Annotated in this window: 13 protein-coding genes; 4 read left to right on the forward strand and 9 right to left on the reverse strand. The window is 44.6% G+C overall.

All coding sequences use genetic code 11. The features are described 5' to 3' along the window. Positions 1 to 107: 107 nt before the first annotated feature. A complete protein-coding gene (locus G3352_RS18435) occupies positions 108 to 674 on the reverse strand; it encodes a Uma2 family endonuclease (protein WP_163758648.1) in 567 nt (188 codons plus the stop codon). Between the two features lie 82 nt (positions 675 to 756). Then, positions 757 to 3,078, reverse strand: a complete 2,322-nt coding sequence (locus G3352_RS18440; protein ID WP_163758650.1) for a beta-L-arabinofuranosidase domain-containing protein — start codon at positions 3,076 to 3,078, stop codon at positions 757 to 759. A gap of 194 nt (positions 3,079 to 3,272) precedes the next feature. Here G3352_RS18440 and G3352_RS18445 point away from each other — a divergent pair, with 194 nt between their 5' ends. Both G3352_RS18445 and G3352_RS18450 read left to right on the forward strand, forming a co-directional pair. Continuing rightward, a complete protein-coding gene (locus G3352_RS18445) occupies positions 3,273 to 4,040 on the forward strand; it encodes an AraC family transcriptional regulator (RefSeq protein ID WP_163758652.1) in 768 nt (255 codons plus the stop codon). A gap of 166 nt (positions 4,041 to 4,206) precedes the next feature. Next, positions 4,207 to 4,716, forward strand: a complete 510-nt coding sequence (locus tag G3352_RS18450) for a GNAT family N-acetyltransferase (protein ID WP_063566024.1) — start codon at positions 4,207 to 4,209, stop codon at positions 4,714 to 4,716. A 147-nt stretch (positions 4,717 to 4,863) separates the two neighbouring features. Here the strand turns inward: G3352_RS18450 and G3352_RS18455 are convergent, their stop codons facing one another. Then, on the reverse strand, positions 4,864 to 5,907 hold the full coding sequence (locus G3352_RS18455) for a 2,3-butanediol dehydrogenase (RefSeq protein WP_163758654.1): 1,044 nt from the start codon (positions 5,905 to 5,907) through the stop codon (positions 4,864 to 4,866). Positions 5,908 to 6,048: 141 nt separating this feature from the next. Between G3352_RS18455 and G3352_RS18460 the strand changes: the two genes are divergently transcribed. Continuing rightward, positions 6,049 to 6,954 carry a LysR family transcriptional regulator gene (locus tag G3352_RS18460; RefSeq protein ID WP_163758656.1) on the forward strand — a complete coding sequence of 302 codons (906 nt, stop codon included), beginning with the start codon at positions 6,049 to 6,051 and terminating at the stop codon, positions 6,952 to 6,954. A 75-nt stretch (positions 6,955 to 7,029) separates the two neighbouring features. Here G3352_RS18460 and G3352_RS18465 read toward each other — a convergent pair whose 3' ends face one another. From G3352_RS18465 to G3352_RS18490, 6 genes are all read right to left on the reverse strand, one after another. After that, entirely contained in the window at positions 7,030 to 7,320 is a 291-nt protein-coding gene (locus G3352_RS18465) for a hypothetical protein (RefSeq protein WP_163758658.1), read from the reverse strand. Positions 7,321 to 7,413: 93 nt separating this feature from the next. Further along, complete coding sequence (locus tag G3352_RS18470) at positions 7,414 to 7,695, reverse strand: hypothetical protein (protein ID WP_163758660.1); 282 nt, start codon at positions 7,693 to 7,695, stop codon at positions 7,414 to 7,416. 85 nt (positions 7,696 to 7,780) lie between these two features. Continuing rightward, complete coding sequence (locus tag G3352_RS18475) at positions 7,781 to 8,188, reverse strand: hypothetical protein (RefSeq protein ID WP_163758662.1); 408 nt, start codon at positions 8,186 to 8,188, stop codon at positions 7,781 to 7,783. A 2-nt stretch (positions 8,189 to 8,190) separates the two neighbouring features. Next, positions 8,191 to 9,477 (reverse strand): WXG100 family type VII secretion target, encoded by a 1,287-nt coding sequence (locus G3352_RS18480; RefSeq protein ID WP_163758664.1) that lies wholly within the window; start codon positions 9,475 to 9,477, stop codon positions 8,191 to 8,193. 289 nt (positions 9,478 to 9,766) lie between these two features. After that, on the reverse strand, positions 9,767 to 11,119 hold the full coding sequence (locus tag G3352_RS18485) for an amino acid permease (protein WP_275898439.1): 1,353 nt from the start codon (positions 11,117 to 11,119) through the stop codon (positions 9,767 to 9,769). Between the two features lie 347 nt (positions 11,120 to 11,466). Next, positions 11,467 to 11,922 (reverse strand): GNAT family N-acetyltransferase, encoded by a 456-nt coding sequence (locus G3352_RS18490; RefSeq protein WP_079694988.1) that lies wholly within the window; start codon positions 11,920 to 11,922, stop codon positions 11,467 to 11,469. A 256-nt stretch (positions 11,923 to 12,178) separates the two neighbouring features. Between G3352_RS18490 and G3352_RS18495 the strand changes: the two genes are divergently transcribed. Beyond that, a complete protein-coding gene (locus G3352_RS18495) occupies positions 12,179 to 12,754 on the forward strand; it encodes a GNAT family N-acetyltransferase (protein WP_163758666.1) in 576 nt (191 codons plus the stop codon). The last annotated feature ends 2 nt before the right edge of the window (positions 12,755 to 12,756 follow it).

A 12,756-nucleotide genomic window follows, 5' to 3' on the forward strand; every position in this document is an offset into this window, starting at 1 on the left:
TACGTGGAAATTTGCTGTGCGTGTCATTTTTTACTTAGGGCTTATTCGATAAAAAGCAAAAAAACACCCCGGCGCCCAACGCCGGAGTGATGATGATATTGTCATATCTAATTCAGCTTGAATAAATTTCGAAGCGGAATCTCCAGTTCCGGATATAACACCGATTGAATCGTTTCTTGCTCCGTGTACAGTTGACGGTTCTGGTAACTGCCTTCTTCCAATGTGTACACATGAACGGTCTGATTGCCAGGGTCAACAATCCAGTATTCATTCACACCATATTTCTGATACAGATTAAACTTCTCGTTAAAATCCTTCAGCGCAGTTGAAGGAGAAAGTACTTCTATGATTAGAGACGGCGCACCTTGACAGCCGTTTTTGGATATTTGGTCTTTGGAACAAACCACCGATAAATCCGGTTGGACAACATGATCAGGTACGTCATACTGTTCATTCTCACTGAAATACACGTCAAAGGGAGCAACAAATACGATACATTTCCGATTCTGAAAAAAAGTACGCAAGGAGAAGTGCAGCTCACCCACAATAAACTGGTGTAATGAGGTGGGGGCTGGAGACATGTTGAACGCTTTGCCGTTAATTAACTCCCAAGTCCCCTCCCAAGTTAACCAATCCTGAAAACTATAGGTGCCTTTATTATCCGGTTTTGCCACACTTCCAACCTCCTCTTTTACCTAATCAGCATTTTGCTCTTATTATAACATTGTGTTTGCCCAATTTCATACAATGCCTCTTCTACGAAAAAATAGATTCCGGTTTGCTGCGCGTTGTACGTACCTCTACCACTTTCCCGGCACATCCGTTGTCGTCCAACGCCTGGAATGCAACTCGAACGTTGTCTTTGCCTGACGTAAGCTTCTCAGGGACATCATAGGTAACATAGAATACTTCGCCGATCTTGTTCATATGAATTCGCTGTTCTCCGACCACATGGCCATCGACGGCGATATTAAATATTCTCTCATGCCGTGTTCCTTCCCGTTCAAAAGGAGAATGATCCCCGCCCCAGTATGCCACGCATACATAGTTCGGTGCAGAACCATCCACCGCCAGCTGATAGCTGAAGTAAGCTCCGCTGACACCAAATGCTTCTCGCCACATATGTAGCTTGTTGCGGCTGTCTGTATATGAACCGTTATGATGTTCTCCACGGCAATTGCTATCCAGATGATGTCCAATCTCATCTTGCTGACCGTCAGGCTGCACCCTGTCGATGGTGATATCATTCAATTCCTTCTCCAGTGCATCCCCTTCATCGTTAAACGGCCAATAGACCGTATAGAACTCATGATGCACATCATAGAACGGGATCAGCCTCACCGGATTGCCGTCCGATGTAACATCCTTGCTGATCTCAAACGTCAACGTACTTGCGTCTACGACCTTGATCCACTCGCGCACATCCTCCTGCTCTGTCCATATAACAGGTACAGGTGCAGTTTTGGGATTCAGTGCCGTTTCCTCCACGATGGTATCCTCGGGCAGCCCTTTGCTCCCCAGAGCCCCTGCCAGTACAATCGGGCCGTACAGGAATGCCACCTTGTGTGCATCATCCCGGGATGTGTATTGGTGGAGCGACATTGGCAGCGTGATGGTGATGACATCACCAGCGGTCCATGTGCGCTCGATGTCGAGGTATCCGGGTTCCATCCGTGTATACGAATGGGCCGTATCCCCGTAGACTGTTGCCGTCATGGGCTCCTGCAGCCATGAGGGCACACGTAGTCTAAGATTGGCCGAGGCGCTGCCTTCGGTGATCGTAAGGGTTACCTTTTCCGAATAAGGAAAGTCGGTTTCGAGCTTCAGTGATATGCCTTGCGATCTCCAGTCTAACTGGGAAGCAATATACAGGTTAACGTACAGATCCTGTTCATCCTCAAAATAGATCGCTTCGGCGTATTTGCCTGGGTTCTCCATGCCAGATCCTGTGCAGCACCACCAGGCGGTATCGTGAGTACCGTAGATTTTGTAGTGGCCTTGCAGTGTTGATGCAAAATACGTTTTGTTCCCTGTGTCCGGGTCCTGTGTGCCCAGGATGTGGTTGTAGATCGCATTTTCATAATAGTCCATGTAGGCACTGTCGGGATTCCAGGTGTAGAGCTGCTTCGTCAGATGCATCATGTTGTGGGTACAGCAGCTCTCTCCGGTTTTGATGCCCAGACTCTCCATGCCTTTCGCTTCATAATGCTCCGAAATACTCGTTGCGCCAAATACATAAGACCGATGATGAATCGTAGTGTCCCAGAAAAACTCCGCCGCTGTACGGTAGCTCTCGTGGTTATGGTCCTGGTTATAGATTTCGGCTGCACCGATGACTTTCGGAATCTGCGTATTCGCATGTTTGCCCTGAAGGTCGTCCTGTTTGTGTTCCAACGGTTCGAGGATTAATTGATGTGTGAATTTGTTGGCTATCTCAAGGTATACAGACTTCCCGGTGATTCCATACAAATGTGCAAATACTTCGTTCATCCCACCGTGTTCACATTGAAGCATGACCTGCATCTGTTCCTCGGTCATCGGGCTCAGACCTTCTACCGCCCAATCCGCAAACTGTGTTACCACATCAAGGGCCTGTTGATTACCCGTTAATTTGTATGCATCAATTAGTCCGCGATAGATCTTGTGCACGCTGTACCATGGAACCCAATATTCACCGATGTTAAAACCACCAATGTGTTCTGCCCGAAATGCAATACGGAAAGCTTCTTCGGACAGGCCGCCGACATACCCGCTACCTGTATGCTGTTGAATGGATGCAAGCTCGCTGACGGCATAGTCCAGCGTTTGCTTTAACGTTTCATTACCTGCCGCCTGATAGGTCACAGCCAGGGCAGACAGATAGTGTCCGAGGGAATGTCCGCTAATCGAGCGTGCCTCCCAACCCGCGTATCGTTCCTTTTTCGCCGGTAACCCATGGGCCTCAAAACACGGTGCCAGAAAACGATCAATGTCCAGTGATAACAAATACTTTTCTCCAACTTCCTGTGACGTTTGAAAAACGCCATTTAACAGATCTACATGTTCAGGTCCCAGAAATCCCTTTTTGGTTTCAATCATTCTGCTCGCTCCTCCTCGGTATGTAATGGATATTTAGAAGTACTTTTATAGATATACAAAGGGTAAAATCCGTGTTGTAATTCATGGGTCCCTTGCGCTATTTCTTCATACAGGCCTTGAATATCCTCATATTATCAAATAAAATACAACTACATCAGACTCATAATCCAAGAAAAGGTGGAGAAATCCGTCCTATGCAAAAGACATTGGAACATTACCTGTGCGGCAAGTTCATAACCGAAGGCAATTGGAGCCACATGAAGCGCAGCATGCCTGTTCACGAGGTCATTTTGATGTTGGAAGGCGAGATGTACATTGCGGAGGAGGACGAGCAGTTCGTGGTTTGTGCAAATGATCTGCTGTTTCTGAAGGCTGGACGCACCCATTATGGCTATCAGGTCAGCGATGCCCCCGTCAGCTTTTATTGGGTTCATTATGATTCAATTGAGAAAGAGTTCGACCAGTATCCCACCCATGCGACTATTCAGGTTCCGTCCACCGCCAATCAGCTGTTCAAGCAATTGCTGCATAGTTCATCGTTCTCACCGGAAGAAGCAGACGCAGCATTGCTGCTGCTGCTCAAAGAACTGGAACGCAACACACAGGCGGGTTATCGGCCGCACAATGCGATCGTCGACCACATCTGCAAGTGGGTGGATATTCATCTGCATACCGACATTACGGTTGGCAAGATTGCCGAGACTTTTAATTTTAACAAGGACTATATCTCCAAAATGGTAAAACGTGAGAAAGGCATTGGGCTCAAAACCTATATCCTCACGGAACGGATTCACCGGGCCAAGCAAATGTTGCTCAATACCAATGCCAGTGTGAAAGAAATTGCGGGGCAATGCGGTTTTTCGGATTACAAACTCTTCCTACGCATGTTCAAACAATACGAAGGCAATACACCCACCGAATATCGCAATAATTTGTATTCCACACAGCTCAACCGCCTATAATGAACCTTATACGTACGAACCTTGGATGTGCTTGTGCGGATGTACCAACTCATAGAATTTCATGAGTCATATATAGAAAATTTGAATGAATCCAGTACCATCAGGTGTGATACAATTCAAGTCAACTATATCTCTTATCAAACCAAGATCAGAAGGAGAACTTGAGATGACAACGGCAGTAACGATTCATCCCGCTACAGAAGCTGACCATGAAGAAATTGTACATATTCTCATTGAAAGTTACTCCGAGTACCGGGACACGTTCCAAACACAGGAACAATGGGAACATTATTTGAAGGACATTCGGGAATCTCCCAGCAATCCTTATATCAAGCAATTATGGATTGCCAAAATTGATAATCAGATTGTTGGAACGGTCCAATTGTTTGAGACTGCGCATAAAGCTTACCCGAGCTTCGAGTTGCCTATTGATTATCCGTTTATTCGACTGCTGGGCGTTGATCCCAAGTGGAGAGGTCACGGTATTGCCAGAGAATTGCTTCAACAATGTGTTGAATCTGCCAAAGACATGGGCAAAAATACGGTGTATTTATATACGGGAGGCCAGATGGTCAACGCGATCCGATTATACGAACGTTTCGGTTTTGTAGAAGACCCGGAATTCAGTTCCGAAAGTGGTGGAGGCAAAGCGATTTGCTACCGTTATGATTCATAATTCTCGCAAATGGTAATAAGCTTGGATAACACAAAAAGGGATGCCCATAAGTCATTAATATGACGGAGGGTATCCCTTTTTAGCGTTATTCTGAGCTAAAGAATCGGAATAGAGCAGCAAATGCTATTCGCTCCATTTTCCATACTATTAACTGCCGATTTCCACCAAAATTTTCGCATGGCTCTTGTCGGTCATGAGCAGCTCAAGTCCTTCCTGAACGATGTCGTCCAGCTTGATTTTTCTGGTGATCACCTGTTTCACATCAAGTGCTCCCTCAGCAATCAAAGAGATGACTTCAGGGAAGATATGACGGTATGCCAGCGTTGCTGTCAGGTTCGCTTCTTTCACTAACAGGTCGAAGAAATTCACCTGAAGTGGATTCGGAATTGCTGCGATGACAACAACTTCTCCACCTTTTTTGATCACGGCTACAGCGCTATCCATGGTTGGCTGTACACCTGCCGCTTCATATGCTACATCTATTCCGCCAGACTGCTGCAAAATCACTTCAGTGGCATTAACTTTGGCACTATTCACCGGAATGGCTCCCAGCTTGGCAGCCAAATTCAAGCGTTCTTCAAATACATCGACTGCATAGATCGTGGAAGCTCCAGCAGCTTTGGCTGAAAGGATCGTCAGCAATCCAATCGGACCTGCACCATACACAGCAACCTTCTGACCTACTTTTAATTTGCTATGGCGAACCGCATGGAAAGCTACCGCTGTAGGCTCAACCAGTGCGCCCTCTTCAAAGGAGACGTTATCTGGCAATTTGTGCACCATATACGCCTCAACCACAACGTATTCAGCAAAGCCTCCATCACCGTTCAGTCCCACAAATCCGAACTCGGTACATTGGTTATAACGTCCCTGAATACAGTACTCACACTTTCCGCAATGATACAGCGGTTCAACAACGACACGCTCCCCTATACTGATACCGCTTACATCACTTCCCAATTCACTGACGGTTCCTGCAAACTCATGACCAAGTGTCAGCGGCGCTTTCTGTCCTGAAAGCGGGTGGTTCTGCCCTTCCTGAATGCCTACGCCATGATGGTAAGCATGCAAGTCACTGCCGCAGATTCCTGCGTACTCGACTTTAATTTTCACTTGTCCTGATTGGGCTACCGGTATTTCCCGTTCTTCGACCCGGACATCTTTTTTGGCATACCATACTGCTGCTTTCATAAGATACATCCCCTTTGGTTTATCTTGTCTACCTGAGATTCAACTACTGTCTATTAATTATATCGCTGTTCACGTATTATTCATATTTATAGATACTAATGTTAATATTACTTGTACTAATGCTAAAACGGAGATGAAACCATGAATCTGGAACAACTTGAATATGTCGTTGAAATTGCCAAAACCCAATCGTTCTCGGCTGCCTCGGAGCACCTGCATGTCACTCAGTCGGCAATCAGCCAATCTGTACATCGACTTGAAAATGAGCTGGGTATGATCCTGTTCGAACGCTCGCGCCATGGGACGTTCCCCACCCCTGAAGGCAAACAGTTTATTGCCAAGGCACTCGATATTTTGCAGCGAATTGATGAATTGAAATCACTGAATGCCGAGACATCCTCGTTAACCGGAGACCTGCATGTTGCTACTTTTCCAAGTGTGATGCCTTACCTTGTTCAGACTGCTGCAGATATGAAACGCGAGCACCCTCAATTGAATATTGCCATTGAAGAGAAAGGTTCCATGGAAATTATCGAGGACATCCGTAACAACAGAACCCACCTGGGCTTCATCGCCATCTACGCCAAACAATTGCGGGAGTTCGACGGACTGCATTTCAGTCCTATGTATTCAGGCAAACTGGTCGTATGCACTCATCACCAATCCGAACTAGCCAAGCTTAACCGGGTTACTCCCGAACAATTAAAAGAACATAAGCTTGCTCTGTATCGTGATGGATTTATCGAAGATTTCCTGCAGGAGTTCACGTATGATTATGGCCCTCTGTCCATCCTCTTCAAAACGAACAACTCGGAAGCGATCAGCACCGTTCTAAGAAACAATATTGCCGCCACCATTGGTCATGACTTTTCCTTCTACCAACATCCGCTATGGAAAGAAGGCATTGCAAAAATGGTAGAGATCGCCTCCATCGATCAACCTAAAATGCAAATCGGCTTCGTACAGACCGAATCCAAGGAGGTTGCGGTAGCCGCAGAGCGATTTGCCCAACGCTTCAGACAGGCGATTGAGTTGGATCAGTTATGACTTCCAATGCTTGAAGTACAATTTTGGTATAAAAAACACACTGGGGCTAGCGCCAGTGTGTTCCAATTAAACCCATTAAGAGATATCTGTATACACCACTGAGTTAATAGGGATTTCAGATTGGTTTATTGAATTACCAACGCATATACCAATGCTCTTCTTATTCATTAATGAACTTGAGATTTGTACAGAAACCACATCTATTGGAAATTCCTTATTGTCAGGTGTTCGAACAACAATATGATTATGGATTCGCTTTTTGATCTGATCATGGCTTAGGTCATCAAGATCAGGATTGATACCCACTAAAATAGTGCCATATTCGGATGATTCAAAAACATCTCCAACCTTCATCAATTTATGCATATTTAACATCCTTTCTATCTGTGTTGAATATAAAGTTCATTCTTCACATCTTGTACACGGAGATCTGCGTTTTTTAATCTCGTTACTGCATCTCTAAGTAGTGTCATTCTCTCTACAGAAGTTAATTCTGGTGCAAACCTCGCTGCTCTTATGCTGGCTTGTGCTTCGTCCAAAGCAACGTATCATGCCATGTATACCGAACGTGAGCCAGTTGGCAGCATCATTGGGGGAGTTGAATGCGTTATCCGCCCTGTCTACATGCCCCTGAACCAGACCACTCGTAATACCGAATGTCCAGTAAGACCACGAGAATGCTTGGGTTGGAGAACCACTTACGAATCTTTCATAGAGGAACTGTCGCATTTGGTTTGACAATCTGTCATATAGAAGTATTTATTCTCCTTCCCTCTAAATAAGAAACACATCTAACTATATTGTAGAGTGATCTAATACTTATATCTCAGTTCGACTTATAAGGAACATCTATGTCTTCTCCCACTTCATCAATAGTCTCCTTAATGATCTCCCTAATCTGCTTATCCAACTCCATGTTTAAAGCTGACTTCATTATCTCATAACTTTTTATCAGATTAAGATTTACAACAACATAGGCATAATTATCGACTAGTTCAGCCGATGAAACATCCCACAGTTTTTGTACAATATGATCCACTCTTGCTCTTAAAGTAGACTCCAACAATTCGTGGGTATACACCTTTCTATCAGCTAATTCCGATAGTGATTCCAAAATTTCAATGCTGTCCAAACTCTCTGCGTTCTCAATCCTATCTAAATAAGCTACAAAATATTTATCTAAAGATTCTTTCGACATAACATCAGGTAAATTTTTAATCTCCGAAAGTTTCATATTTATCCTCCAATATTAATAGGTATATGAGTTATATTTTGCTGATTGTTTCTATATAGACTACCGTCTGTACCTAAGTATTTTTTACCAATCTTAATTTGTGCACTCCATCCATTATATGAATTACTCGTCAAAAGTTCTTCTTCCGTCAATATACCTTGCAAATTTTGCTGTGGCGAATGCCACTTTACTTCTATCTTCTTATTCTCATGAAGAAAATTATACTTGAATCCTTCCTCTATGATTCCAGGATCGGGTCTGAATTTATTAAAACCTCCAGGAGGAACCAATCCTTTCAAATAACTCTCATTGATTTTCCCATCATTCAGCACTCCTTCAGCAAGATTGAAATTACCCTCATTATCAAAAATTGTGCTCATATTCAATTTATGTTCCTGAATACTTTTTGAGAGCAGTCTTTCATTTTCTAAATAAACATTCACATTAGATGATTCTCTCGCTTTTTTGCTCTCGGCAATGTTCTCCATAACATGAAGACGTTTATCCTGAAAACCATTAAAACCACCCGTCATTTGTCCTGTACCCGGAGGACGGTTAAAGGCATTAATTTTCACACCGCCTCCTGATGAAGTCAGCAGATTATGCGGCTTAATCATCGTGGAAGCATACCCACCTCCAACCATTAGCCCTCCCATACCAATCATATTCGCCCAGTGTTCACTGGACCAGGCATTGGTTGGGAAGGCAGCCTCCCGGATTGTGCCATGAATGCCGAACGTAAGCCAGTTGGCCGTGTCAGTGGGGGAATTGAAGGCTTTATCTGCCCGGTCCACATAGCCCTGAACCAGCCCACTCGGAATTCCGAACGTCCAGTAATCCAAAAATCCACCTACACTATCATAACGCTTTTGATATCGATCATCCGCAGATTGCATAAAGGCTTGTCCCAATTCGACCAAACTGTCGGCAGACTTCTGAAAAGCATTACGTGTATCAGCTGCTGGTGCCCTGCATTCATCCGGCGGTGGTGGTGCGCACCTTGGATCATAGGATTGCAGAGCTTGCTGATCTGCAAGTCTGAATTTCTCGGAATACCTCTGTAATTCCTCCGCAATGGACAGAGACAAGGAAACAAAGTTATCCATGACCTTCTGCGCCACTGTAAAATCATAATAAAACTTCTCCTTCGTGCTGCCATCCCACTGTCTTTCGATCTCGAATAAGTGTTGTTTCAGGATACTGTTCATCTGAAAAACCTGGCTTTGGGCTGCTTCAAACTGTCTGGAGACTGATAACAGCTGTTCCGGGGTTACTTTTATCGTCGTCATGTGGTACCTCGTTCGAAATATATTCGTTGTTATATGAATCCAAGGGAGGAGTATGATTTATGTAAGATTCAAACGTACTTCTGGTCCTTTATTATAAAAGCAGCTCATGTCATTTCGTAGCTACTGGCGATTTATTTTATCTAGTTCGTATTACCCCTATTTTTCCACAATATAACATAACAACTTCAAATCAGTCCCTATTAAAACTTTTCTTTCTCAAAAAAAACACCCCAGCGTGAACGCTGAGATGTCTTGTTACTGCATAGCTATTATGATTCTTCTACAAACACTAAACTTCTTGCCCACGTTTCTTCCTGAATCGAATTAGAGACCAGAGAATCAGTAACACGAGTACAGTTAGACAGATGCTGATGCTAAAACGATTGCCTTCATCAAATACAAACATGACTGCAATGACACCGAGACACAGCACAGCAGCTCCAGTAACGTAAGGAAATCCCCACACCTTAAATGTCGGTTGTACTGGATATCTCTTGCGCAGCTTCATCTGTGATGTGGCGATACAAATCCACACAAGCATCACGACAAACCCCGGAACCGCCAGCAGCACGCGGAAGAGCTGATCTTGTGCGAACAGCCCCAGCATGGAGCCCCCAAGCAGAATCACAGCACATACCAGCAGTGTATTCACCGGGCTGCCGTTACGATTCGTTTGTGATAATGCCTTGGGAGCTTCACCACCTACCGCCATCGAATGCATCATACGGGATGCGCCATAAATGCCGGAATTTGCAGCAGACAGAACGGCGGTCACCAAAATAAAGTTCATAATATGTGCTGCACCGGGAAGTCCTGTGGAAGCCAACACCTGCACAAACGGACTGCTCTCGGGCCCCAACTCATTCCACGGAATGAGTCCACAGATGATGAGAATCGGCAGCGTGAAAAACAAAATGATTCTCAGCATAAAGTTCCCTACAATTTTGGGCATCACCTTGTCCGCATTTTCCGTCTCCGTTAAGGTTAAGCCAATAAGCTCAGATCCTCCATAAGAGAACATGACGACCAATAATGCCGAGAAGATCGATGACCATCCATTAGGGAAGAACCCGCCTGCTTGCGTGTAATTATGCAGATAAGGCGTGTTGTCACTTGGAATGATCCCGAAGATCAGACCAGCCCCAAGAATAATAAAAATAATAATCATGGCGATTTTAATGCCCGCCAGCCAAAATTCAAATTCCCCAAATACGCCCACACTCAGCAGATTAATCAGTATAATAAACACCGCACATGCCAAGCTCAACGCCCACAGCGGCACTTCCGTGAACCAATACTGCAAAAAGCTCCCTGCTGCGATCACCTCAATCACACATACCGACAACCAGAGGAAACAATACATCCATCCCATGATAAAGGAGACTCTGCTGCCGAACGCTTCCTGCACAAAGTCTTTCATATTTTTGTTCTTGTATACCGTAGCCATCTCCGCCATCGCAGCCATGACAACCAGTAACAATAATCCTGCAAAAACGTACGTTACAATAACTCCTGGACCTGCAAGTCCAATCGTTTCGGCGCTTCCTTTGAAAATTCCGGTTCCAATGACACCGCCCATAGCCATAAAGCTAATATGCCTTGGTTTAAGTTTCTTCTGCAATGTTCCTTCTGTCTGAGCCAATTCAAGTCCTCCTGATGTAAAAAACGTCTGCATTTCTGTTTCATGTTTATATAAACATAATGTCCAGTATACCCTATTGTCCATGCCTCAGCCCAGCAGTTCCGTACGGCCAATTCATCCCAAACGAATGCTCACATGACCTATGTTTTATACCCCTTAGTGAGACAGCGCAATCTGTATGCAATCCAATTCGTTCATTTGAATACATTCTACTCTTCTTGCGATCTCCAATATGTATGATTTGTTGCATTCCATCACTTCGCAAAACAATTAATAAACGTAAAAAACCAGCCGTCTGTATGCAACAGAATACTGGTTTCCTTTGTCCCTGCTATGTTTTACTTCCTTTATAATTCCTTCGTCATAAAAGCGCTGTTCGGGTCCAAACTATAATCTGCAAATGGCTCACAGTATACAAACCCAAAGTCCTCATACAGCTTCCGCGCCGGAATAAAAGAATCCATCGAACCTGTCTCCAGACTGATTCGTTTATAGCCCCGATTCTTCGCAACCTCGATAATATGGGCAAGGATTTGTCTTGCTACGCCTTTTCTCAGGTGAGCTGATGCTGTACGCATCGATTTCAATTCTGCATGCTCCGAATTCAATTCCTTCATGGCACCGCAGCCAAGCAGCTCCTCCGCTTCCCATGCACACCAGAATGTTATCTCAGGTTTCTTTAACCCATCCAGATCCAGAGCATGAATGCTTTCCGGCGGCGAATCTGCTGCCATTCCCTGCAGATGTTCTGCAATTAATCCAATGACTTGATGACCGCTCAAATCGTCTACTTTGATCTCCATATCTACCACTCCTGCCGACATTTTGTTGTGTTGTTGTATCACTGAATACATGTCTATTGTTTATATAGTACTACCATGACAGGTTTCCTGACAACAACTTCAAAAACACGAATGAAATGTCTATTGTGATACCCTTAAATTTCCATTATAGTGAGGCTATCTGAAACCAAAAGGAGCGAAGAATATTGCGTAGCAGTCATATAGCTAATTGTCGTGCTGAGGTGAAGCGAACTTAATTTGTGAAAAGGAGACCATCATGACACTATCGACTGAAAATCTGTTTTATAGCAAACGCTTGAAAATGACTCCGCCCCGTGCCGAAGACGTGCAGACCATGCTGCAATGGAATGAAGATCCTGAGTATTTGCGAAATGTGGATACGGATATTGCCATTCCATTTTCGGAAAAGCAGCTTGAAGATGAGGGCGAGACGAAGGACAAGGAAGTTTACTTTCGGCTTCGAACGCTTGAGGATGAACAACTGATCGGATTCGTTGTCATTCACAGCATTGAATGGAACAACCGCTGTGGACAACTTGCCATTGGCATTGGACTAGCAGAACATCGCAACAAGGGATACGGCACGGAAGCGTTGAATCTTATTTTGCGGTACGCCTTCCATGAATTGAATTTGGACCGGGTCGGTCTGGATGTCATCGCCTATAATGCCAAGGGTATCCGTGCCTATGAGAAGGTCGGCTTTCAGTTGGAAGGTCGTGCTAGATCAGCCGTGTATCGTGATGGAAAACGCTATGATCGCTTATTGATGGGAATTCTAAGACCGGAATGGGAAGCACACAATCAGATCAATGTGGAAGGTGGACAAGCATGAAT

It is taken from the genome of Paenibacillus sp. ALJ109b, from assembly GCF_010747435.1.
Lineage (GTDB): Bacteria > Bacillota > Bacilli > Paenibacillales > Paenibacillaceae > Paenibacillus > Paenibacillus taichungensis.